The following is a 23,238-nucleotide window of genomic DNA, read 5'->3' on the forward strand; positions in this document are numbered from 1 at the left end:
ATCCGCCGGCGCTCGTCGGCGTCGTTCAGGTCGGTCACGGGCTACCAGACCCGTAACGGGTCTTCCGTCGGGGTAGAGCATCTCCTCTCCCGGCGCGTGGTGCGCGGCAGGAACGAGGCCCGCTGCTTCGAGGTGTGTGTCGTAGCCAATTACGCCCCCTGGCACCGCAGACCTCCCGGATCTCGCATATGAAGGAGCGCACCGATGATCCACCCCCATCCAGAAGCGTCCAGCTCTGACGAGTTCAAAGGCTTCAACGAAGCCCGGCGCATCATGTGGTGCCATGAGGCTCGTACGCGCGTGTACGAGCGGTTCAAGCAGACGAGCTTCATCGGTGACACAAACGTTGCAGCGGTCCACGTCGACAACACCACCAGGGCAGACCGCGTGTTCCTCGTGGCGTTCGACAAGGCCGGCCAGCAGGTCGGCGTGGACACCCTCTACATCGACGAGCCGAATCAACACCTCGACATCGCGTCCGAGTTCGACCACGACTTCACCGGCATGGACGTCGTACCGGACTCTCAGCTTGACCAGGCCATCTCTCGTGAGAACGGCTGGGTGGTCAACCTGAAGGTACTGCGCGAGTACGAGCCTCTGGCCGATCGCCGGGCCACGCAGCGCGCGGTGTTCCTGGCGCATCTGCAGGACATGATGAGGAACGGCGAGGTCCGCGGATTCCTGTTTGGTCGGGGTGAGTCCGGTGACGCTGATGCGGCGTGAGAGCCCACGACCTCGTACCTCAGGCGACCCCGTCGGCCAGGCTGCCGGCGGGGTCGCCTGATCTCTGACGCTGTTGCAGTGCCGTACTTCCGCAACCGGGAGGTCGGTGCGGCTGATCCTGGTGTCGAACCCGGGCCGAGTGCTCTGCGGGGAGGCATACCAAGGACCGGCTCACGCCGGTCCCGGGTGACTCCTCGCGGCGAGCCCAGCGGGGCCACGCCGTTCGTCTCGACACCGTCGACTTCCAGGAGCGGCGACCATGAGCATGCCGGAGCCGACGACCTCACGGTCCAGTTCACAGCAGCCGCGCTGGCGCTACCCCGGAGAAACCATGCCCTGGCAGGCCCCTGGGGGGAGTCCCTGCCGCACGGTCCGGCGTTGGGATCAGGCCGGGTTTGGGATCGCAGCCCTCGTCCCCCGGTGGGCGGCACTATGCTCCCGTTCCGGATGGCGTCCGGTCCATGAACGAGGAAGTCGAGCGCTGGTGCATCTGCGCACGCGACTGCTGAACCGGCAGGCCCGCAGGGGAGCAGAGTCCTCTACCTGAGAAGACGACGATGCCCTGACTGCCTCGTGGCGGTCAGGGCATCGAATCAGGCTCGGCCCGCGGCAGTTCCGTCCCGCCGCGTCGTCACACCTGCGGGATGAGCAGTGAAGCCCCCGCGTAGATGAGATCCGGATTCTGGATCTTGTTCGACTCGACCAGAATGCCGATTGGCACCCCCGTCGCCCCCGAGATCGCGGTCAGCGTATCGCCTGGCTCGATGGTGTACGGCTTCGCCTTCGACGCGGGCTTCTCCGCGGCCGGTGCGCCCGATCCGTTGGGCTCGCCCTCGTCGCCGCGACCGGGTGCCGGATCCTGACGTGCACCTCTCTCGTCATGCTTCCCCGTGCCGTCCTCGCTCGGCCGCTGGGCACTGCCGCTCCCGTCGTTCTTCTCGCCGGGATTCCCCGGCGCCTCGACCGGGGCGTGATTGCCCTGTAGCGCCTGGATGAAGCCGCCGTCGGACGTCGCGAGCTGTGTCAGGCCCCATCCGGCGAAGAGCGCCGCTCCGCCCACCATGACGCTGGCGGCGATGACGGGTCCGTTACCGAAGCCCATCGGGCCGACGGGACTCCTGGCAACTGCTCTCTTCTGCGCCGACGGCTTCAACGCCGTCCCCACCGGCCTCTGAACCGTAGCTGTCATCCCTGTCTCAACTCCCCTTCGAATAGCGCAAACAGTCATTCATGTCCGACACCGCCATCCTACTCGTAGTCCAATCGAAGTTGATATGATAAGGGGTTGAATGGCAGTCCGAATAGCACCCAATAGGCCCCGATGGCCCCCCTGAACCGCCGACCGTCAGACCGCCAGCCCGTCAGACCGAACGAAGGAACCACACCACCATGGCCAACTACGCCATCTCTGCCGGCCAGATCGCCGAGGGCAAGACCGTCTTCATCCGCGGGAAGCTCGGCTTCGCCGTGCTCGCCCGCCTCATTGAGGGTGCCGAGCTCGTCGCCACCGACGAGCGCAGGACGAAGAACGGTATGAGCCCCGTCGGCAGGCCGCACATCACCGCGACGATCACTCATGCCGAGGTCCAGTTCGCCGATCCGAACAACCCCACCCTCGAAGAGCAGTTCGTCTCCGAGCGCCGCTTTGCCTCCCCGAAGCGGCCCGAAACCGGGCCGAACTACTCCATCGACTCCAAGGGCAGCACCCTGCCGGTCATAGCGATCCCTTCTCCGAAGGGTGACGGCACCTACGACCTGGACGAGTCCGGCCAGGAGCTCGCGCAGGGCCTCGACGTCACGCTCGTGCTGCGCACCTACAAGCCGAAGAACTTCGCCAACCGGGGCCTGGCCCTCGAACAGGTGATCGTTCACGAGGAGCCGCGCTACTACAGCGCCGGCGGCATCGACCAGGCCGAGCTGGCTGCACGTGGCATCGTGCTCAACGGGACACCGCGCCCCGTTCAGGTCGCTGTTGCCCCTGTCGCCGCGGTCCCGGTGGCGACCGAGGTCGAGGACGGCCTGTCCTTCCCCGCCCCGCAGCCGACGTCCGCGCCTGTGGCCGTGGCCGCGCAGGCTCCGGTTCAGAGCGCCCCGGCGACCGTTGCTCCTGCTCCTGCTCCTGTCGCCGTCCTGGAGCAGCAGGAGAGCCTGGAGCAGAAGCTCGCGCGTCTCGAGTCCGAGAACGCCGCCCTCAAGGACGCCGGTTCGGCCGTGGGTTCGCCTGTGGCCACCGGACCCTGGGACGGCTCCGGCCCGGCACAGCAGGCGGGGATCACTTACCAGGGCTGATCCCCGTTGACCATCGACAGGACCGCCGTGCTGCGCTGATGCGGGTACGGGGGTCCTGTCATTCTCCTTCCCTCCTGACCCGATCGAGAGTGCGCGTCCCACGATGACTCCAGCCGACCCTCATGCCTGGTTTCCGCAGTTCTACGGCAACCCCGCGATCCGCACGCTCGCCAGTGCCTGTCGGTGGACCATCTCCGGACAGATCGGGGAGGAGACCCCCGGCGATCCCTCCAAGCCGCCGAAGCGCAAGGTGCCGATCGACGTACGGCACCTGCTGGACGGCTGCACGTCCAGCTGCCAGCACGCCGGCCCACTACGCGGAGCCTTCGCCCTGGACGAGACCTGCCTGCTGACCCTCGACGAACTGACCGCGGCGATTCCGAACGCCGCGAACACCGCCTTCTACCTCCAAGCCCAGACTGACGGGCTGCTCGTCCTCGATATCGAGGCCGGCTGCCCGTCAGGTGTGGCCGCAGACCTGCTGCGGCTGCCGGGCAGCCTCTACTCGGAGCTGTCGATGTCCGGCCGGGGTTTCCATCTCGTCATGCCGCTGCCGAAGAACTTCCACGACTTCCCTGTAGCCGCCGGCAAGCGCGTCCTGCGCGAGGAACACGGATGGTACGAGCTGCTCCTGGACCACTGGTCGACCTTCACCCGCCAGCCGGTGCCCGATCGCATCGTTGCCCGTGCCAGCGCAGCAACTACCGCGCCGGCCTTCACCTCCATCGAAGACCTCTACGCGCAGCTGGCCGTGAACGCCAGCGAGAGCTCCGGTGCTTCCGCATCAGTTGTAGACACCGCCGAGGACATGCCCGACATCCCGTACTCGCAGGCCATCGTTGAGCAGGCCGTGGCCAGTGCACGCCACCAGCTCCGGGACCCTGGCGACTTCAACCAGGACATGTCCCGCTGGGAGTTCTCGGTTCTCGCGTCGCTCTACGGCTGGATGCGGACGCAACTGCGCGCCTACAGCGCCCTCGGAGTCGAGTATTCGGCGGGCGAAACCGCGTGGTTGCTCTACAAGGCGGCGCTCGACGTCATCCCCGCGCGCCCCAAGCACAGCGAGCGACGCAACGGCCGGCCCTTCCTCCTCGACCGGGCGGCTGCGCTCGTGGCCGACCGAGAGGCCCGCTCCTCGTCAGCCAACTGACGCTTGGTGCCTCTTCCTGCTGCTGCTTCTGTTCCTGGTTCGTCTGCTGCTTCTGGCAGCGGGTGGAGCGGGGGACGGTTGCTGCGGCGGGGCCGATGACAGGTGGGACCTGTGCTGGATCGCGCGGAGCGCGATCGGGTGGCGATGTGCAGCGGGGCTCCATCACGACCCGTGGCGGGAGTGCAGGTCTCAGCCGGGTTCCGACGGCTCGGCACGCGCCACAGGACCGTTCACGGCCTACGCGGCCTCGGCGTCGCCGAGGGCAGCAGCGCCGTCCTCCGTCGTCTCGTCCTCTCCCACGCACAGAAAAGACAACGACATGAAGTTCAACGACACTCTGACGACCCTCATCAAGCAGGCCCTTGAGGTCGGCGCGACGCCCGCCCTCATGGGCGAGCCCGGCATCGGCAAGTCCAGCTTCGTGGAGGCCCTGGCCTACTCCATGGGCACGCAGGCATTCACGCTGCCGTGCAACCAGCTCGCCGACAAGGCCGACCTCACCGGTGCGCGCCTGGTGCCGTACACCAAGGACGACGGCACGGAGAGCTACAAGCAGGTCTTCTACCCGCACCAGGTGATCCAGGAGTGCATCGACTACGCCGAGGGGCACCCGCGTGAATGGCCGGTCCTCTTCCTCGACGAGATCAACCGCACGACCTCCGACGTCACCTCCGGCGCGCTGACCTTGGTCACGCTGCGCCGCATGGGGGATGTCGGGCTGCCCAAGAACGTCCGCATCGTCGTGGCTGGCAACGACAAGGGCAACGTCACCTCGCTCGACGAGGCGAGCCTGTCCCGCTTCGCGATCTTCCACGTCGAACCCGACGCCGGCACCCTCATGTCCGTCCTCGGCGGCAACATCAACCCCTGGGTGAAGGCCGTACTCACCCAGTACCCCGCGCTCATCTTCCAGAAGTCGACGCCCGCGGCCATCGTTGCCGACGGCCAGGACGACGACGACAACGGCAACGTCACCATGGCCGAGCTGTTCGACGGCGGCGAGGAGATGAACCAGCTCACCACGCCGCGCACCATCGACAACCTGTCGAATTGGCTCAACGTGGCTGACCCGCAGGAACTGGCACGGTACCTGGCGACCCCGGTCCAGATCGGCGACCGCGAGACCTCGCTGCTGAACGAGGCCATCGAGGCCTACGTCGGGGACACCATGTTCACCACGCAGCTCGTGGCCACCATCGCCCAGGACCTGGCGAGCAACGCCGGGGGCGTGCAGCAGAACCGGGTGAACGTCCCGAAGCCGAACTGCTACCAGAGCCTGAAGGCTGCGGCGACCGTGACCGCTCAGGCCGCGCTCGTCTCGACGCTGACCGACAAAGAGAAGTCCGGATCGCTGCTGTACGCGCTCAAGGAGCGCGAGGACAACGCGCGCCTCATCGAGCAGCTGGCCCAGGCCATCACCCAGATCGAGCCGGAGCACACCCGCACGCTCATCGAGATGGTGACCAGCCAGCAGATCGACCGCCAGAACCTGGAGGCATTCATGGAGATCGACGCTCCGATCGTCAACCAGGCCAAGCCGGTCCTCTCGGCCTTCCTCTGATCGCTCGCTCACCGGTGGTGGGGGCCCCTGCGGCCTGCCGTCCTTGCTGCACCTCCCACCACCGGCGGCGCCAGGGCGCCGCCTTGTCCTCAGAAGGAGACCACGACCCATGACGATCACCGTAACGAACCAGAAGCCGGCCGTACTCGACGCACTGCACACGATCTCGTGCACCGGTGACTACGACCCGATGCCGGCGATCCGACAGACTCTCGTCGACCCGCTGCTGAAGCCGTTGAACCCCAACGCCCCGGCGAACATCACCGACGCCCGGGGTACTGATCTGACGGGGGACATCCCGGATCTGATCCTGAGCTGCCTCGGCGACACGCTGAACGTGACCAGCGAGCAGACGGTCAAGGAGGTGCTCGGGCAGACCCTGATCAACTTTGACCAGGGCACACCGCTGCCGGTCGCCGAGCTCTTCGCCGTCCAGGCCGGGCAGCAGAACAAGATGCCCGCGCCTTCCCCGCGGGTGCTCTACACCGCGCAGGCCGATGTCCTGCCGGCCGCTAAGGCCCTGCTGGCGGGGACCGGCGAAGAGAGCGCCTTCTTCGCCTCGGTCGCCTACACCTTCCACCCCGACACCCTCGGGTTCTGGTTCCAGTCCTCCGCGACGTTCGACGGCTTCAAGACCTGGCTGTCCCAGCAGACTCAGACGATGGCCAGCGCGCTGCCACCGGCCACCACCAAGCTGCTCAACGACTTCACGTCCCTGTCCCTGAAGGGGCTCACCGAGTCGCTGCTGGTGCGCAAGGACGACTCTGACGCCAACGACGAGCACTCCTTCGCCCGCGTGCTCGTGCACATGCTCATGAACTACGTAGAGCGGCAACGGGCGCGGGCCAGCCATCAGAACACCACCCTGGACACCGGCGTCCTGCCGTTCACGGTCGGGGAGCTGTTCTGCCCGCGCTCCCTTGTCCTCGTCAACGTCGAGGCCCATGCCCGGGCGACCGCGGCGAAGATCGCGGGGGAGTGGAACCTCATCAACCAGTCGCTGGCCTCGCCGGTGAAGGTCGTCTCGAACACGTCGTTGTCCAAACTCACGTCGCTGCCACGGGCCGCCGCCCGGGCCGCCGCTCTGGGAGCCAAACAGCATCCGGGACAACCCGGCGGCCGTAGCGCCCAGGTGGCGTTCCGCAAGCAGCCGCCGAGCAAGTTGGACCTGCTCAGGGACATCACCCGTGTGCTGCGCCGGATGGGCAAGGTCAACAAGTCGCAGAACATCTTCCGTACGACGAAGGCGACCTTCCTCAAGGCCAACCGCCGGAACCCGGACGACTTCAACAAGCCCGGCCGGATCACCTCGGTGCAGTACATGCCCGACCTGCACGTCTACATCGACACCTCCGGCTCGATCTCCGAGGAGAACTACCAGGAGGCGGTCATGATGCTCATCCGGATGGCCAAGAAGCTCAACATCAACCTGTACTTCAACTCGTTCAGCCACTTCCTGTCCCAGGAGGTGATGCTGCGCACGGAGAACAAGTCGACGGCTCAGATCTGGAAGGAGTTCCGCAGGATCCCGAAGGTGTCGGGCGGAACCGAGTACATGCAGATCTGGCAGTACATCAACGCCAGCCGGGTGCGCCAGCGCAGGCTCTCCCTCATGATCACCGACTTCGAGTGGTCGCCGCCGCGCCAGCGCCAGGACCACCCGAAGAACCTGTACTACGCGCCGTGCTCCGCCATGGACTGGCCGACCATGGTGGACCTGGCCAAGCGCTACGCCGACTCGATGCAGCACATCGACCCGACCATCCGGCAGAGGCTCCTCGGCATGGTCGTCTGACCCCGCGCCTCCCCAGAACCACCAAGAGCGGTGCTGTGTGGGCAACTCCGCTGACCGGCGCCGCTCTTGTCGATCCTGAATATCCCTCTCGCCCGTCACGGCGAGCAGCCGCACTGTGGAGGAACCTCCGATGCGGATCCCCGCGGATGTGCTCGCAGTCCTGTCAGGCCGTACCGAGGCTGATGGCCATCGCCTGACGCTCGTCGGCCCCCGCTTGCCGCCCACCCTGTACCGGCGTGTCAACGAGGTCCTCGAAGCGGTCGGCGGCCGGTGGACGAAGTCCGAGGTTGCACACCTCTTCCCCGTCCATGCCGCCGAGGCGCTCGCTCCAGCGCTCGCCACCGGTGAAGTCGTGACTCCGGGGGAGAAACGGACCCTCGCTCAGTACTTCCCCACACCCGCACCCGTTGTCGACCGGCTCATCGCCCTGGCCGCCCTTGAACCCGGCATGACCGTGCTGGAGCCGTCCGCCGGCTCCGGCGCCATAGCCACAGCTGCAGCAGCCGCGGCGCGATCGTGGACTGCGTCGAACGGGACCGCGAGTACGCCGCTGCCCTGTGCGATCAACATGTGGCACGACGGGTGCTGGTCGTCGACTTCCTCACGGTCCCGGTCGAACCCCGCTTCGACCGGGTGCTGATGAACCCGCCGTTCACCCGTGGCGCCGACATGGCCCACGTTGTCCACGCCCTACGGTTCCTGAAACCGAACGGGCTCCTGGTGTCGGTCATGTCGCGGACCGTCACTGAACAGACCGACAGCACGACAGCCTTCCGAAAGCTCGTGGAGCAGCGAGGTGGTCTCGTCGAAGCACTTCCGGCCCGGGCGTTCGCCCAGTCCGGGACGACCGTCGACACCGTCCTTGTCGTCATTCCTGCCACGCGTCCGGGCGGTGCGCGGCCCACGGTCTGGCCGACGCGTGACATCCCCGTTCGGGATACGGAGGAAGCCGGAAGCCCCGCCGACATCGCCGCGGAGATCGTCGCTGATCTTCGCAAGGCGATCGCCGCTTTCGAAGAGGTTGCCGACAGGCTCACCAGACCTGGGCCCACCACGGTGCCAGGCGATATCGAGGTCAGCCGGCCATGCCGCTCCTCGGAAACTGTCCGCGGCAGTGCTGCTTCTGACGACACCTGACTTTCCCTCTCACCCATCCATATCCCTGCTCGGGACACCGTGGCGCATCCACCGAGCGCGCCACCACGCCGAGCGACCCGCACCGAAGGAGGACCCGGTGGGTCTCAGCAACTTCACACCCGGCGGCTCCGACGACGACAAGGGCAACGGCGGTGGCGGCAGCTTCCCTCCGCAGGTCCCGTCATCGGCACTGCCGTCCAGCGGCGGCAGTGCCGATGACGTCAAGGAGCTCCTCGTCGACTACAACGAGAAGTTCAAGAACGCCGATCCGACCATGTTCCGTGACACGCTCATCGGGCAGGTCCTCTCGGTCATTATCAGCAAGACCAAGCCCAACACCCTGCTGGTCGGCTCCGCCGGCGTCGGCAAGACGAAGATCGTCGAGGACATCGCACGGCGCATCGCGCTCGGCGACACCCTCATTCCCGACCAGCTCAAGGACTACACGATCTACGAGCTGCCCATCACCAACATCATCGCCGGGACCGGCATCGTCGGCTCGCTGGAGGAGAAGGTCAAGGCGATCGTCGAGTTCGCCTCGGACCCCAAGAACAAGGCCATCCTGTTCATGGACGAGATCCACCAGATCACCGGAGGGTCCGGCAGCCACGGCGACGCCGTCGGCCGCAAGATCTCGCAGATCCTCAAGCCGGCCCTGGCCCGCGGCGACATGTCCGTCATCGGTGCGACCACCAGCACCGAGTCCCGGGCCTTCGACGAAGACCCGGCCTTCGCCCGTCGCTTCACCCGGCTCATCGTCGACGAACTGAGCGTGGAGCAGACCCTGGCCGTGATGAACACGGTCCGTCCCGGCCTGGTGGCGCACTACCGTCACCAGATCGGGGTCTCCGACGACGTCCTGGCCTCGGTGGTACAGATCGCCGAAACGAACTCCCGGGCCGGCCAGCACCGGCCGGACAGCGCCATCACGCTGCTCGACCGGGCGATGGCCGATCGGGTCCTGGAGCAGAAGAGACTCATCGTCCAGGCCGAGGCCGCCGGCGACACGGCACTCGCGCAGACCTTGCGATCCATGACGCAGGTGCCGCTGACGAACACCCGGGTGCTCGATGTGGCCAAGCGGCTGATGACCGGAAACGCCCAGCGCAAGGATCTCGACGTGGCCGCGCTGGGCGCCACGCTCACCACCCGCCTACAGGGCCAGGACGACGTGCTCGCCAAGCTCACGGACCGTCTGGCCCGCCAAGAACTCGACCTGTTCCCGACAAGGACACCCACGACGTGGCTGTTCGCCGGGGCCTCGGGTGTGGGCAAAACCGAGGCGGTCAAGATCATCGCCGAGGAGATGACCGGCAGCGAGCCGATCATCCTCAACATGACCGAATTCCACACCGAGTGGTCGACGTCGAAGATCATCGGGTCACCTCCCGGCTACGTCGGATCGGACTCCAACCAGGAGCTCCCGTTCGACACGCTGGAGTCCAACCCCCACCGGGTGATCCTGCTCGACGAGTTCGAGAAGGCCGACAAAGCCGTGCAGCGCCTGTTCCTCGCGGCATTCGACGAGGGCTACATCCGCAACGCCCGCGGCAAGATACTGGACTTCTCCAAGGCCCTGGTCATCTGCACGACCAACGCCGCCCGTGAATCGCTCGACGGCAAGATGGTCGGCTTCGGCAACAACCCGAAGACCGTCTCGAACCAGAGCCTCAACAAGGCGCTGGCGCAGTTCTTCGACGCCGAGCTGCTGGGCCGGTTCTCACTGATCGTGGGGTTCAACCCCATCGACCGGCAGACCTACCGGCTGATCATGGCCACCGACTACGAGCGGCAGCGCGAGCGGATCGCCGAGGCCAAGCCGCGGCTGGCCCAGGCGCTGCCCGTGGCGATGCCCGACGACGAGCTGCGCGCCATCGAAGAGGCCACCTACGTGGACTCCCAGGGGGCGCGGCCGGCGCGCAAGGCTGTTCGTACCTGGATCGAGGACTACCTCCTCGCTACCCAGACCGGTGGCACATCCTCGATATCCCCGTCGGACGACTGAACGGCTGCCCGGATCGCCCGAGCGCTCCCCTTCAGGATGCTCAAGCGCAGGAGCCCTCAGCGTCCTCACCCCCACGCCTTCACAGCTCAGAAAGGCAGGTACCTGTCGGTTATGGTCTGGATACAGACCCTCAACGCGACGTCCCCGAAGGGGCAACGAGTGGAGTACTGGCAGAACCCGGGAGGGGGATACTCCCTGGCTGAGTCCCCAGCGCAGGTACGGGTGTCCGGTCACACCGTGGTCAACGGCTGGTCATGTGATGGCGAGACGTATGCGGAGTACGCGCGCATCGTGCGCGAGGGCCACGTCCCTGTCAGCACCGACGCGCACGAGGAGGTGTGATCATGAAGTGGAACGAGTGCGAGAGCGTGTGACCGTGCAGGACACCCGTACCCGCGGAGATGTTCACGGTCGTCGGTCGTCGTGGAGTCACCGACGACGGCATCGCCACTGCCACCGACTGCGGTGCGTGGGTCGAACAGGTCGAGCCGAATTCTGACGGTATCAAGGAGCTGTGGGTCGTTCACTGGTCGCACCTTGAGCGCTTAGCCGACTGGTCCTCCGGATGATCGGGCACCCCCTTGCCAGGTGCGCCTTCCTTGTCAGTCCCTTGGGCCTCGATGCCGTCGACGGTCTCGGCCGCCGGCGCTGTGACTCGCCATCGAAGTGCGATGAGCTGCTGATGAACGACCGCGCGCCTGGGTGACGCGCGGCGTCCGGGGCGCGGCTCTGCCGCGTACCCCCGGATTCAGAGGCCTGACGGCCCCTGACGGGTGGGTTGAGGGGAGAACGAGCGGGGCTCGCCGGCTGAGGAGAGCCCCGCCCGTGTTCGTACCTGGCCCTGGGATCCAGTCCTGTCGCGGTGCATCCGTTCGCCTTTGAGTACTGGACTGACTGTTTGCTTTTTATCGGAACTGCTGCACGGAGCGATTCAAACTCTCTCTCAAACGGTCTCTCGAACCACCGAAGAAAGGCAACGACATGCCTGTCCTGCTTGACGACCTCGATCTCTCGGCCAATGCCGTTGCCCAGAAAGCCGTCGACCCGAAGTTCTTCTCCTCGAAGCTCACCGGCAACGGCAAGAAGCTCGGCCTGCTCAACGAGTCCCTGCTGCCGATCAACACTGCTACCAACACCGCCTACGCCAAGGCCGCCGACATCGAGGTCAAGCAGAGCTCGACGCAGCACGACATCACCACGACATCGATCCCGCTGGCACCGATCACGCGCCGCGCTCTGAACGCAGGCGGGTCCTTCACCCTGCCGAGCCCACACGCCGACGACCGCTTCACTGTCGACACCTCGTCCAACCGATTTGACGACTGGAACGTCGCCTTCGACATGACCCCGCAGGCGCTCGTGTTCTACGAGGACAAGTCCGGCGGCACGTCCACGCGCGACCTCGTCATCCAGTACCGGATGGAGCTGTACTTCTTCAAAAAGGGGCTCCCCGAGCCCGAGCGCGCCACTGCAGTCGCACGCACGGCCGGCTACGGCAACCACAACGCCTCCGTCTTCGTCCAGTGGGACACCAGCCCGCTGGACAATGCCCGTGACTATGTCCAGGACGTGCTCGCATCCGCCGGCCTGACCGCCTCCAACCTCGACGATGAGTTCGACGAGTGGATGCGTCAGTACTCGATCTACGAGCGCATCACGCGCCTGGCCCAGATCTGGGACTCCGAGACGATCGCCGACGAGGTCTGCCGCTACATTCAGGACATGCCCGCGAGCCCGACGGAACAGCAGCTGAACATGCTCGCCATCCAGCTGCGCTACCTGGAGAACTACAACGTCCCACTCGAGGCATACCGCCAGATCCACAAGCAGATCGACGCGACCTTCTCCGACCGGGTCGCCACGCAGCTGTCGAAGCAGAACCTCAGCCTGCTGATGAACCACACGCTCGACCACCTGGAGCAGATGAAGGCCCAACTCGTCGTACCCGCGCCGCCGGCCACGCCTCCGGTACTGCCGGCCTACCTGTCCAAGCAGCAGCTCGACACGCTCACCACGCACGAGCCGCTGGTGATGACGCAGGCGGGAGCCGGAACCGGCAAGTCGACCGTGATCCTCGAACGCATCAAATACCTCGAAGCCTGCGGGGTCCCCGCCTCGGACATCACAGTGCTGTCGTTCACCAACGCCGCGGCCGACAACATCACGGAGAAGAACCCGGACGTCGGCTCGATGACGATCGCCAGGATGATCATCGACATCTACTCGATGAACCACCCGCGGCACAAGGTCTCGGCCATCGACACCATCATCAACTCGATCGACATCTTCTACCCGAACAGCCAGTTCGCGGCGACGTTCCGCCACCGCCTGCTGGAGCTCGACCAGAACAGGACCGGTGCCTTCACGGCCCTGAACACCTTCGTCGAGAGCCACTTCGACGAGGTGATATCCCTTCTGGACCGCATCGAACAGACGTCGCTGGAACTGCAGATCATCATCTGCTACCAGAAGATCGACGACATGGCCGAGCCGGCCCACGTGCAGTCGAAGTACCTCATCATCGACGAGGTGCAGGACAACAGCGTGTTCGAGTTCATCTACGTACTGAAGTACATCACCAAGCACGCTCAGTCCCTGTTCATCGTCGGCGATGCCTCGCAGACGCTGTACGAGTTCCGCTCAGCGAACCCGCGCGCGCTCAACACGCTGGAGGGCTCAGGAGTCTTCGCGACCTTCAAGCTCACGACCAACTACCGGAGCAACCAGGAGATCCTGGACTTCGCGAACGTCGTGCTCGGCGGTCTGGAGACCAACCAGATCGCCAACATCCAACTGCAAGCGAACTCACTGGCCATGCCTACGGCGGACTCGTTCCAGGAGAAGGTCATTCTGGAGTACCGCGAGGTGGCCAGGCTGACCGGGTTCGTCACCCAGGACCTGCCGGCGATCGTGCGCAACACGGTCATCCCCGGCTACGTGGACAAGTGCCTGGACCGGGGCGAGCAGGTCGCGTTCCTGGCCTTCTCGCGCCGCGAAGTGTCCCTGATCCAGGATGTGCTCGAAAAGCGCTACCCGGGCCGCCGTGTCGCCTCTCTGGTCAGCGACCGCGTCTACGCCACGGACATCTTCTCCAAGTACATCAAGTTCTTCTGGAACGACGTCCTGCAGGCACCGCCGACCAACGCCGCGTTCGTGGTCTCCCAGGGGATCAAGGACAATATGGACAAGCTGACGAAGAACGCCGCCAACGCCAACGTTGAGAAGGCGATCCTGCGTACGATCTCCGAGTGGTGGATCGAGAACAGCACGGCTATCAACGGCTGGGTCACGCTCTACCACCAGGGCACGCTCACGCACGAGGCGTTCTTCGACCGGCTGCGCGACAACCTCCTCTCTTTCGAGATCCAGCGGAACCAGCAGAAGCTGAACATCAACAAACAGAAGAACCAGGAGCGCAAGCGCAAGAACCTCGAGTCCAAGGCCGACCTGATCGTTTCGACGATCCACGGTGCCAAGGGCCTCGAATTCGACAACACCGTCGTCCTCTATAAGGAGGACACGCAGATGAATCAAGACACCAGGCGGATGTTCTACGTCGCCTTCACCCGTGCCATGCGGAGCGAGTACGTACTCGGCTACGGCACCGTGAGGAACCCGCCGATCCAGAGCAGCTACGAGCAGATCGTGACGGCTCTGACCGAGCGCGACAAGAGGAACGCCGCTCGCGCCCTCGGCATCGATCCGGATCTCCTGGACGAAGACGACAGCGCTGCGCCCGGCAGCGCCGACGACCGCTCCGCGGTCACCGCGGCCGTCTGACCAACCGCCGCCCCCATTCGCAGAGGAGGGTGTTCTCGACGAAGGAGACACCCGCCTCTGCGGTATTCCGCTCTTCGCACCCCTGAATGACGCAGCCCGAAGAGGCGCGCCACGCCCGCGTTTGGCACACGGGGCAACGCCGACGAGCTCGCCCCCGGCCGGCTGCCACCTACGACCTGACCAACTGCCACCAGGACCGGATCATCCTCCACGACCGCTACGAGTCACCAGAGCAACAGCTGCGCTCCCTGCGACAGCTGTCCGACACGACGGTCGGAAGGCCCAGTGCCCGACAGATGGTGGTGTATCAGCCCCGAAGAACCTGCGGGCGCCAAGCGCCGACGCACGTGCATGATCGGCCATTCCGCCCAGCTCAGGAGAGGCAATGCATTCCCATATAGATGACCTGCTCGACCCCACTCTTCTCGCACGCAGCCTCGACGCCGGCTACGTCCGCGAGCAGACCCACCCCACCCTGCCGCTGCGCATCTTCAACTACGCGGAGAAGGCCGTGTTCGAGCGGGAGTGGAACGAGGTCACCCTGCAGTGCCGCGGGCTGGTCATCGACCCCCAGGGACGGATCCTCGCCCGGCCGTACGCGAAGTTCTTCAACTACTCCGAGCACCCTGAGTGCACCTTCGGCCTGGACGACACGGTCGTGGTGACCGACAAGCTCGACGGCTCTCTCGGCATCCTCTACCCGCTGCCCGACGGAGGCCACGCCATCGCGACTCGGGGCTCGTTCGCCTCCGACCAGGCGCTGCACGCCACGAAGGTCTGGCAGGAGCGCTACGCCGACACCGCGTCGGTCAAGTCCGGCGTCACCTACCTCTTCGAGATCATCTTCCGGAGAACCGGATCGTCTGTGACTACGGAGCCCTGGACGACCTGGTACTGCTCGGCGGCGTCGACATCGCCACCGGCACCCCGCTGCTCGCTGACGAGCTGCCGTGGGACGGTCCCCGTGTCAACACCTTCGCCTTCAACACGCTCGCCGACGCGCTGGCCGCGCCGCCGCACCCCGGCGCCGAGGGCTTCGTGCTGCGCTTCCCCGGCCACGACAACACCATGATCAAGATCAAGCAGGACGACTACGTGGCACTGCACCGGATCATCACCGGGCTCAACGCCCGCGCGGTCTGGGAGCGGCTTGGCGCAGGTGACACCGTGGTCGAGATCTGCGACGGCCTTCCCGACGAGTTCCACGACTGGGTCAAGGACGTCGCTGCGGACCTGATGCGGCAGCGCGACGCGATCCTCACCGAGGCCCGCGCCGAGGACCAGCGCATCTTGGGCGCTTTGCCGGAGGGATGGACGCGCAAGGAGTACGCCGTACTCGTCGGCTCCTCGCCGATGCGTGCCTGGCTGTTCATGCTCCTGGACGGCCGCGACCCGTCGGCCCGAATCTTCCACACCCTGCGGCCCAAGCCCGACATCCGACCCACCAACACCCGCGAGGGCAAGAACTCCTGATGCCCACACTGCACTTCACCCGCGGTATACCCGCAAGCGGCAAGACCACCTGGGCGCGCAGCTGGGCCGCCGAGAACCGCGCGGTCCGGGTGCGCGTCAACCGGGACGACCTGCGCGCCATGCTCGACTCCAGCGAGCGCATCAAGGGCGTCACTGAGAAGCGCGTGATGGCAGTCCGGGACGCGACCATCGCCAAGCTGCTGCGCCAGGGGTACGACGTGGTCTGCGACGACACCAACCTGCCGCAGCGCGTCGCCCGCGACCTGGCCCGTCTCGCGGACCGCGCCGGCGCCGAGCTTCAGGTGCACGACTTCACCCACGTGCCGCTGGAGACGTGCCTGGAGCGCGACGCGACGCGTGAGGCGTCCGTCGGCGAGGACACCATCCGCGGCCTGCACCAGCGCTTCCTGGCGGGGAAGCCGTCGCCGCTCCCCCTGCCGGAGGAAAGCCGCGCCGCCGCTCCGGTGGCGCTGCAGTACGAGCCGAAGCCCGACAGCCCCCAGGCCGTCCTGGTGGACATCGACGGGACCGTCGCCCTGATGGACGGTCGCAGCCCCTTCGACGAGACCCTGGTTCACCAGGACCTCCCCAACGCTCCAGTGATCGGCGTCGTGCGGGCCCTGCACGCGGCAGGCCACCGCATCGTGTTCCTCTCTGGCCGTACCGACAGTTGCCAGAACGCCACCGAGGCATGGCTGAACGAGCACGTCGGCGTTCCGTACGACGGTCCCTTCATGCGGCCCACCGGCGACTCCCGCAAGGACTCGATCGTGAAGGTCGAGATCTTCGACGCCCACGTTCGCGACACCTACAACGTCACGTGCGTACTCGATGACCGCACCCAGGTCGTCCAGGCGTGGCGGGCCATCGGACTCACCGTCCTCCAGGTCGCCGACGGCGACTTCTGACGCAGCGACGCCGTCTGACGGTGCCCAGAGGCGATGGCCTCGCGAAGGGATGCGATCTACCCCCCGGTTCTGCCAGGACGGGACGGGTTCCGTACGGATTCCCATGCCGTGCACCGACTCGCCTCCCGTCCCGGCAGGCCGGGTGGGCACCTGCTCCTGGACCGCTGGCTGCGCATGACCGCCTGAGAACAGCCCCGCGCTCACCGTGGAGGGCCTTGCCGCCGGGGCCGGCGCCACGGGCTGCCGCCCGGCCCCAGACAACGCTCCAGGCCCCACGCCCCACGCCCTCCCCGCCAAGCTCTGCCGCGAGTGGGTCATCCAGCTCTATGTGATGCCACCGCGAAGAAGAGCGCGGCTCCCAAGGCGCTCTACCCGGTCATCACCGAGCACGGACCCGACCAGACGGTCGCCGAGCACTTCCCCGACCGCATGGCCCTTGCAACCAGCCTCATCGAGCGCGCCGAGCAAAGCACTTCTTTACCTCGCCCGGCCACATCCCCGAGATCGTGCTCGCCGACAAGCAGCGCCTGACCGCGCCTGTCCCAACACTACTGATGCCGGCCACCGTCACCCTCACCAAGTCCGTGCGCAACGCGGACGAGGGCGGCTACCGCCCGGACAGTGCTTCCGATCCACTGAGCGCCTCTGCGGCGTCGCCACCCGCATACCCTGCGAAAGCGAGAAATCTCCATGCCCGCATCCACGATCGTCTCCTCAGGCGGGGAGTTCCGCCTCTACGGGGACTCCGTGCAGACCTTCGCCGATCTGCCCGTGGCCACCTACACGATCTCCTTCTCCCCGATGGCCGGCTACAGCCTGCGCCAGACGGATCCGCTGGCATCCGCCGAAGAGACCGTCTACGGCAACCACGCCTCCCGCGTACAGCGGATCGTCACCGGCTACGCCGCCATGGACCGCTCGCTCGGCGTTATCCTCTCCGGCGACAAGGGCATGGGCAAGAGCCTCATGCTCCGCCTCCTGGCCGAGCGGATGCGCGAGAAGCACCACCTGCCCACCGTGCTCGTGCAGCACAACACGCCGGGACTGGCCGCCTTCCTCGACGACCTGGGCGAAGTCGTCGTCGTCTTCGACGAGTTCGAAAAGATCTTCTCGAACGAGGACGACGAGTCGCAGAACCAGTTCCTGAGCCTGTTCGACGGGCTGAGCACGACGAAGCGCCTCTACGTCCTGTCGGTCAACGAGCTGCACCGTGTCAACGACTACATGCTCAACCGCCCCGGCCGCTTCCATTACCACATGCGCTTCGCCTACCCCGAGCCCGACACGGTCGCCACCTACCTGCGCGATCAGGTGCCCGGAGTGACCGAGACCCAGGTGGCCGAGATCGTCGACTTCTCAAGGAAGTACGACATCAACTTCGACCACCTGCGCGCGATCGCCTTCGAGCTGCGCCTGGGCGAGCCGTTCGCTGAGGTGATCGGTGACCTGAACATCAAGCGCAGCGAGAGCGCCGGCTCCCGGATCGAGGCGCACATCACCTGGAAGAAGGGCGGCACCGACGTCTTCGGCGGTCATGTCGATCTGTTCAACAGCGACAGTCTGCAGACCATCAACGACTGGGACACCGGCACCGGACTGCAGTTCCGCATGCGCGACGCCGTCCCGTCCGAGGACGGCTACCTGCTCCCGGATGGCACCTACTCGCTCACCGACCTCCGTGACGAGGACGACAGGTCGTCCGACGACGAGAAGGACCTGCGTGCCGCCGCGGTGACCCTGCGCCGTCGCCCGAAGTACTCCATCGACTTCTGAGGACGCCCCCAACCGAACCGCCGAGGAGCCACTCCGGCCTCCTCGGCGGTTCGCTGTCCTGCTCACGCGCTCCTGTGTAGAAAGCAGCTTTCGACCATGCCCAAGCACCGCATCGCCTCAGAGTGCGACCTCGGCGCAGAGCACCGTGAGCTCCGGACAGCCAGCTTTCGCCTCGGCAAGACCCGTCTCGCCACGGTCGTCGGCTCCGAGGACCTGTCCTGTGCGACCAGGCGTGAGCTGATCGACTTCGGCAACGACCCGCAATGAACGCCATGCAACCCGATCCGACTGTGCTGCTCGCCTGCCTGGCCGTCGCTGCGCTCGGCATCCTGTGCCTCGCCATCGGCGTTGGCCGCAAGCGGCGCCGGCGGGACCCCACCAGGTTCTTCAGCTGGGGCCAGAAGCAGCGACTCATTCGCCAGGCCAACGGCCGGTGCGAGCACACGCCGCTCCTGTGGTTCCGGTGCCCGGCAGAGGGGACCGAGGCCGATCACATACACCCCTGGAGCCGCGGAGGGCCGACTGAACTGTGGAACGGCCAATTGCTCTGCCACCGGCACAACCGGCGGAAGTCCAACCGCGTGCCGAGCCCCCTCTACCGCTGGCGTCTAGCGCGCCGACGCAAGAAGTACTGACCGCCCCGACACGCATCAGCAGGAAGCTCATGGCCTGAATCATCTGCCCGAGTTGAGGCGAGACGCACGACACCTCCGCTCGCTACGCCTGTCCGGAGAACCAGGAACGCGACAACCGCAAGTGGATACGAGGGAGATCTGTCCGGCAATCGCCAGGCCAAGCCCTCCGAGAAGAGCACTGAGTACCAGCGGCCGCAACCTCCCCAGCCGGGCTGGACGCGACACAAGACCGTCCCGCCCGGCCTACTCCCTGGAGGAGAGCACCGCCGGACCCGAACAGAAGGGCTACACCCTGTGACCACGCTGCCCCCGCTGCCGCACGACGTGCCCCACGGCCGCTACGCGCCGGCGCCCGGCACCGAGTACCAGTTCTCCATCTCCGACATCGCACGGGCCGCCGCCCCGCTTTTGGGTAACGACTGGCTGGCCGACGCCGGTCCGTGGGGCACGTCGGGCACCGTCATGCCCTCCGACAAGGAGGATCTCTACTACGTCTCGGTCGGCGACGTTGGCGACATGGACGAGGACCTGGGAATCTGGGGGCACGACAGCACCAGGTTCCTGCCCCGGGCCGCGCCCTCCCACGGCCTCGGCTGGCTGGCTGACGCCGTGGCCGTCACCGTCCGATTGATGCGGCACAACGACTACCAGGACGACGACTCCTGGGACGTCGGTCGGCACCTGGTTACCGCGCTGGCCGCGCACGGCCGGGCCTCCGTTGTGAACTTCCACGCGGACAGCACTGCGGTCACCCTGACGGGCAACAACGCTATGACCCTCACCATCAGTGGGATCGACCGGACCGGCGCCGACACCGGGGTTACGTACACCCCGGACAGCCACGAGGGGTGGACGGCCGCGCTGCGCTTCGGAGCCGCCGAGACCACGCTCTACCGGACCGCGCTCAACGCCTACGACCTGGAGTTCGCCGAGGACACCGCCGACCTCCTGCGGGCCGTCCTGCCCTACACCACGGCGTAGCCGTCCCTGCATTCGCCGAGCTGCCCTCAGCCGGGGCGTTGTGGGACCTCGCCACTGGCGAAGCCCTGCCGCCGCGGGGTAGTGGTAGGACCAGCGCGCCGACGCGGCCCGGCGGCAAACCGACGACCTTGCCGAGCAGCAGCACCGTTCCCGGCTGCGCAAGATGTCGCTCCACGCGCTGCTGAGCTCCGGGGGCCGGGCGGCCCATCGTTCCCTCGGCCGGAGCCAGTAGGCGGCCACCCGCCCCGGCCGGACCACTGCTGCAGGCGACGCTCCAGGTCCAGGAGAAGCAGAGCGTGCTGGTCGGCTGACCCTCCGTACGACATGCAGGGGTCTCCGTCCGACGGAGACCCCTGCATCGTCACGCCGCCGTGCTCGCCGCCACATTCACAAAATCCCCCGCACCTCAGAGAAAGCGCAGCACACCCGCCATGACCAAACCGACCAACCCCTACGCCCAGACCTACTCGGACTTTCTGAGCGAGACCGCCGAGCACCAGCTCGTAGTTCTCCACGACGAGGGTCTCTACCGCCATCTGCGGATCCAGAAGCCCGGCACGCGAACGTGGTCCTGGGACATCACCACCTGGCCGGGGCACCTGGCCACGTCCGGCGACATCGCCGACGGCTACATGCTGACCCGCGAACTGGACATGATCGAGTTCCTTACCATCTCCAGGAGGAGCCGTGACTACTACTCCGACGGCGCGCCGAGCATCGACGTGCGCTACTGGGCCGAGAAGCTTTGCGGCGGCCGCGCACACGAGGTGAAGAAGTACGACCAGCATGTGTTCCTGCGGCACGTCAAGGACGATCTCGGCGAACACGAGGACCTCGGCGGCGAAGCACAGCGCCTCCATGAACGGCAGCTCGCGCTCCTGCTCAGGCTGCACGAACTGCGCGGCCTGGACGAAGCGGCAATGCAAGAGCGCCTCCGGGCGCACTGGAAGAAGGAACTCAGCGACATCGAGCTCTGGGCAGCCGACGACCTCTCGGGCGAGCAGTTCGAGAAGCTCGACTCAGAGTTCGCCTGGTCCGAACTCGCCGATGGGCCTGTCTCCGAGCAGTCGCCTGCCGGGTGTGCTGCCGAGATCCTCGCCGAGGCCCGGATTCACGCCGACGGCGAGCACGAGGCACGCGAGTGGCTGCATGAGAACTCCGAGACCTTCGGTGAGGACACCTGGGAGTGGGACCTGCGCGGCTACGACATCCACTTCCTCTTCACCTGCTACTGCATCGACCTTGCTGCGCGGCTCTACCGCGAGCACCAGGCCCAGCAGGTTGAGACGCTCGAGGCGGTGCCGGCATGAGCCGCCGCCCGACCCAGGAACCAGCGATCGACGCGGAGCACGACGGTGAGATCCACCCCGCCTTCGGCGTCGCGGTTGTCACACGACGAAGCGGAGGAGGCCGCTCGCTGTTCCAGTCCGACCTGCTCCACACCGAGACCGTCTCGCTCTCCGTCCGCGAGGCCGTACGCAGCCGGGACCTCAACCACGACTGGGTCCATCCGGGCCGGAGGCTCGTGGAGATCGAGATGAGCCTCGCGCAGTGGGGCGCGCTCGTGTCCTCCATGGGGCTCGGCAGTGGCGTGCCGGTCACCATCCGGAGTACTGAGCGAGACGCCTTCGTGCCCGAGATCCCATATCAGCCCCGCACCGCCGAGAACCTGCGGGAGGTCCGGGAGGTCACCAACCGGATGTACGCCCGCGTCAAGGAGGCCACGGCGGCGCTGCGCGAGGCGATCCAAGCGAAGAAGGGCGTGAGGGCCACCGAGGAAGCGCTCGGCGTGCTCGAGAACGCTGTCGCCCATGTGGGCAGCAATACCCAGTTCGCCGTCGACTCGCTGGTGGAAGCCGGTGAGCAGGTCGTCGCCCAGGCCCGTGCCGACATCGAGGCCCACGTCCTGGAGGCCGTCCGGCTGACGGGTGCCGAGCCCTCCATCGAAGCCGCGCCATTCGACGCCCCGGCGCTGCCGGGGCCCGTTGCCAGCGGAGGTGAGGCCGCCGATGCCTGAAAACGGCGTGCCCGACGAGCTGTTCGATGCCGACAATCACACCCTGGCCTGCCGCTCCGACTGAGTCGTCCGGGGCAGTGGACTCATTCGTGCCCCCGGGGTCGGCGGCGTCGGCCCCGAGCCCTTCCCAGCCCCCTCCGGAGGCAGACCGGAGCACCAGCCTAGACACATGGCGGAACGCCCGTGACGAACGCACCTTCCGCCATGGGGACGCCGCGCCGGCCAAGGGCTGTCATTGTCCACATCGACGGGACGGTCGCCAAGCACGTGCAGTCCGACGGTACGATGCTGCGCGGCCATCACGAGTACAGCCTGGTGGTCCGCGATCTGCCCAATTCGCCGATCATCAAGGCGGTGAACGCGCTGCGTGACGCCGGTCACCAGCATCTTCTGCTCTGGCCGACCCGAGCGTGACGACCGGGGGTAGAGCGTCCGCGCTGCGACCCGGCGCTGGCTGGGCCGGCACCTGGGGCGTGGGCTGACGATTCCCTGCTGCTGATGCGTGGCCAGAGGGACGGGCGCCTTGACCACGCGGTCAAGCACGAGCTATTCAACACCCACGTTCGTGACGCCTACGACGTCCTCCTGGCCCTGGACGACCGTGACCGAGTGGTGGTCCTGTGGCGCTCACTCGGCATCGTCTGCCTGCAGGTGCGGTCGTGCTGGGCCTGGGCGGCGCCGGGTCCGGCCCGGGTCCGGCCGCCCGCGGGCTGCTGCAGGTTGCCGGCGCCTACCGGCTGCCCGCCGCCGGTCCGTCGGTGGCGGGCAGCCGGCCGGGCGGTAACCGGCACGTGGTCGGGGCCCTGGTGGCCGGCCGGGGCGGCTTGTTCGCTGTCCTGCTGGGACTTCGGTGCGGTGTGGGGGAAATCCCCGTGCGCGGGGCCGGTGCCGGTCGGTAGTGTCTGTGTCTGCGGGGCGGCTCCGCGGCGTGCTTCCTTCTCAACTCTCTTGGTGAAGAACTCAAGCGCGCTCACTTCCCGCCCCGCTTTCGCATGCCCGGACGCGTCCGGG

Annotated in this window: 19 protein-coding genes; 18 read left to right on the plus strand and 1 reads right to left on the minus strand. The window is 66.7% G+C overall.

Annotated features, from left to right (window positions below):
- Window positions 1-204: 204 nt before the first annotated feature.
- On the plus strand, window positions 205-723 hold the full coding sequence (locus ACIQVZ_RS39325) for a hypothetical protein (RefSeq protein ID WP_402457023.1): 519 nt from the start codon (window positions 205-207) through the stop codon (window positions 721-723).
- Between the two features lie 631 nt (window positions 724-1,354).
- On the opposite strand, the gene ACIQVZ_RS39330 is transcribed toward ACIQVZ_RS39325, so the two are convergent.
- Entirely contained in the window at window positions 1,355-1,825 is a 471-nt protein-coding gene (locus ACIQVZ_RS39330) for a LysM peptidoglycan-binding domain-containing protein (protein WP_402457026.1), read from the minus strand.
- 287 nt (window positions 1,826-2,112) lie between these two features.
- On the opposite strand from ACIQVZ_RS39330, the gene ACIQVZ_RS39335 reads away from it, so the two are divergent.
- From ACIQVZ_RS39335 to ACIQVZ_RS39415, 17 genes are all read left to right on the plus strand, one after another.
- Window positions 2,113-3,012 carry a hypothetical protein gene (locus ACIQVZ_RS39335; protein WP_402457029.1) on the plus strand — a complete coding sequence of 300 codons (900 nt, stop codon included), beginning with the start codon at window positions 2,113-2,115 and terminating at the stop codon, window positions 3,010-3,012.
- 103 nt (window positions 3,013-3,115) lie between these two features.
- Window positions 3,116-4,162, plus strand: coding sequence for a hypothetical protein (locus tag ACIQVZ_RS39340; protein ID WP_402457031.1), 1,047 nt, complete (start codon window positions 3,116-3,118; stop codon window positions 4,160-4,162).
- Between the two features lie 319 nt (window positions 4,163-4,481).
- On the plus strand, window positions 4,482-5,723 hold the full coding sequence (locus tag ACIQVZ_RS39345) for an AAA family ATPase (protein WP_402457034.1): 1,242 nt from the start codon (window positions 4,482-4,484) through the stop codon (window positions 5,721-5,723).
- Window positions 5,724-5,832: 109 nt separating this feature from the next.
- Window positions 5,833-7,518 (plus strand): hypothetical protein, encoded by a 1,686-nt coding sequence (locus ACIQVZ_RS39350; RefSeq protein WP_402457037.1) that lies wholly within the window; start codon window positions 5,833-5,835, stop codon window positions 7,516-7,518.
- Between the two features lie 516 nt (window positions 7,519-8,034).
- The gene (locus ACIQVZ_RS39355; RefSeq protein ID WP_402457040.1) at window positions 8,035-8,655 is read left to right on the plus strand and encodes a hypothetical protein; all 621 of its coding nucleotides are present in this window, start codon (window positions 8,035-8,037) and stop codon (window positions 8,653-8,655) included.
- Between the two features lie 97 nt (window positions 8,656-8,752).
- Window positions 8,753-10,660 carry an AAA family ATPase gene (locus ACIQVZ_RS39360; RefSeq protein ID WP_402457043.1) on the plus strand — a complete coding sequence of 636 codons (1,908 nt, stop codon included), beginning with the start codon at window positions 8,753-8,755 and terminating at the stop codon, window positions 10,658-10,660.
- 981 nt (window positions 10,661-11,641) lie between these two features.
- On the plus strand, window positions 11,642-14,440 hold the full coding sequence (locus ACIQVZ_RS39365) for an AAA family ATPase (protein WP_402457046.1): 2,799 nt from the start codon (window positions 11,642-11,644) through the stop codon (window positions 14,438-14,440).
- A 385-nt stretch (window positions 14,441-14,825) separates the two neighbouring features.
- Entirely contained in the window at window positions 14,826-15,512 is a 687-nt protein-coding gene (locus tag ACIQVZ_RS39370; protein ID WP_402457049.1) for an RNA ligase, read from the plus strand.
- The gene (locus ACIQVZ_RS39375; RefSeq protein WP_402457052.1) at window positions 15,509-15,913 is read left to right on the plus strand and encodes a hypothetical protein; all 405 of its coding nucleotides are present in this window, start codon (window positions 15,509-15,511) and stop codon (window positions 15,911-15,913) included. The genes ACIQVZ_RS39370 and ACIQVZ_RS39375 overlap by 4 nt, the downstream gene beginning before the upstream one ends.
- Window positions 15,913-16,821 carry an AAA family ATPase gene (locus tag ACIQVZ_RS39380; RefSeq protein WP_402457054.1) on the plus strand — a complete coding sequence of 303 codons (909 nt, stop codon included), beginning with the start codon at window positions 15,913-15,915 and terminating at the stop codon, window positions 16,819-16,821. The genes ACIQVZ_RS39375 and ACIQVZ_RS39380 overlap by 1 nt, the downstream gene beginning before the upstream one ends.
- A 690-nt stretch (window positions 16,822-17,511) precedes the next feature.
- The gene (locus ACIQVZ_RS39385) at window positions 17,512-18,594 is read left to right on the plus strand and encodes an AAA family ATPase (protein WP_402457057.1); all 1,083 of its coding nucleotides are present in this window, start codon (window positions 17,512-17,514) and stop codon (window positions 18,592-18,594) included.
- A 96-nt stretch (window positions 18,595-18,690) separates the two neighbouring features.
- A complete protein-coding gene (locus tag ACIQVZ_RS39390; protein WP_402457060.1) occupies window positions 18,691-18,861 on the plus strand; it encodes a hypothetical protein in 171 nt (56 codons plus the stop codon).
- Complete coding sequence (locus ACIQVZ_RS39395; RefSeq protein WP_402457063.1) at window positions 18,858-19,229, plus strand: HNH endonuclease; 372 nt, start codon at window positions 18,858-18,860, stop codon at window positions 19,227-19,229. Before ACIQVZ_RS39390 ends, ACIQVZ_RS39395 begins: the two co-directional genes overlap by 4 nt.
- 294 nt (window positions 19,230-19,523) lie before the next feature.
- Window positions 19,524-20,210, plus strand: a complete 687-nt coding sequence (locus ACIQVZ_RS39400; RefSeq protein ID WP_402457066.1) for a hypothetical protein — start codon at window positions 19,524-19,526, stop codon at window positions 20,208-20,210.
- A 431-nt stretch (window positions 20,211-20,641) separates the two neighbouring features.
- The gene (locus tag ACIQVZ_RS39405) at window positions 20,642-21,520 is read left to right on the plus strand and encodes a hypothetical protein (RefSeq protein WP_402457069.1); all 879 of its coding nucleotides are present in this window, start codon (window positions 20,642-20,644) and stop codon (window positions 21,518-21,520) included.
- Complete coding sequence (locus ACIQVZ_RS39410) at window positions 21,517-22,227, plus strand: hypothetical protein (RefSeq protein WP_402457071.1); 711 nt, start codon at window positions 21,517-21,519, stop codon at window positions 22,225-22,227. The genes ACIQVZ_RS39405 and ACIQVZ_RS39410 overlap by 4 nt, the downstream gene beginning before the upstream one ends.
- A gap of 183 nt (window positions 22,228-22,410) precedes the next feature.
- The gene (locus ACIQVZ_RS39415; protein WP_402457074.1) at window positions 22,411-22,641 is read left to right on the plus strand and encodes a hypothetical protein; all 231 of its coding nucleotides are present in this window, start codon (window positions 22,411-22,413) and stop codon (window positions 22,639-22,641) included.
- The last annotated feature ends 597 nt before the right edge of the window (window positions 22,642-23,238 follow it).

The organism is Kitasatospora sp. NPDC098663 (assembly GCF_044760075.1).
In the GTDB taxonomy this organism is placed as follows: Bacteria; Actinomycetota; Actinomycetes; order Streptomycetales; family Streptomycetaceae; genus Kitasatospora.

Bases quoted from the DNA above. Each gene is read 5' to 3' on its own strand.
- ACIQVZ_RS39380 (WP_402457054.1), top strand. From the start codon at position 15,913: ATGCCCACACTGCACTTCACCCGCGGTATACCCGCAAGCGGCAAGACC.
- ACIQVZ_RS39345 (WP_402457034.1), top strand. From the start codon at position 4,482: ATGAAGTTCAACGACACTCTGACGACCCTCATCAAGCAGGCCCTTGAG.
- ACIQVZ_RS39350 (WP_402457037.1), top strand. From the start codon at position 5,833: ATGACGATCACCGTAACGAACCAGAAGCCGGCCGTACTCGACGCACTG.
- ACIQVZ_RS39325 (WP_402457023.1), top strand. From the start codon at position 205: ATGATCCACCCCCATCCAGAAGCGTCCAGCTCTGACGAGTTCAAAGGC.
- ACIQVZ_RS39395 (WP_402457063.1), top strand. From the start codon at position 18,858: ATGAACGCCATGCAACCCGATCCGACTGTGCTGCTCGCCTGCCTGGCC.
- ACIQVZ_RS39365 (WP_402457046.1), top strand. From the start codon at position 11,642: ATGCCTGTCCTGCTTGACGACCTCGATCTCTCGGCCAATGCCGTTGCC.
- ACIQVZ_RS39405 (WP_402457069.1), top strand. From the start codon at position 20,642: ATGACCAAACCGACCAACCCCTACGCCCAGACCTACTCGGACTTTCTG.
- ACIQVZ_RS39340 (WP_402457031.1), top strand. From the start codon at position 3,116: ATGACTCCAGCCGACCCTCATGCCTGGTTTCCGCAGTTCTACGGCAAC.
- ACIQVZ_RS39335 (WP_402457029.1), top strand. From the start codon at position 2,113: ATGGCCAACTACGCCATCTCTGCCGGCCAGATCGCCGAGGGCAAGACC.
- ACIQVZ_RS39390 (WP_402457060.1), top strand. From the start codon at position 18,691: ATGCCCAAGCACCGCATCGCCTCAGAGTGCGACCTCGGCGCAGAGCAC.
- ACIQVZ_RS39410 (WP_402457071.1), top strand. From the start codon at position 21,517: ATGAGCCGCCGCCCGACCCAGGAACCAGCGATCGACGCGGAGCACGAC.
- ACIQVZ_RS39370 (WP_402457049.1), top strand. From the start codon at position 14,826: ATGCATTCCCATATAGATGACCTGCTCGACCCCACTCTTCTCGCACGC.
- ACIQVZ_RS39330 (WP_402457026.1), bottom strand. From the start codon at position 1,825: ATGGGCTTCGGTAACGGACCCGTCATCGCCGCCAGCGTCATGGTGGGC.
- ACIQVZ_RS39385 (WP_402457057.1), top strand. From the start codon at position 17,512: ATGCCCGCATCCACGATCGTCTCCTCAGGCGGGGAGTTCCGCCTCTAC.
- ACIQVZ_RS39375 (WP_402457052.1), top strand. From the start codon at position 15,509: ATGATCAAGATCAAGCAGGACGACTACGTGGCACTGCACCGGATCATC.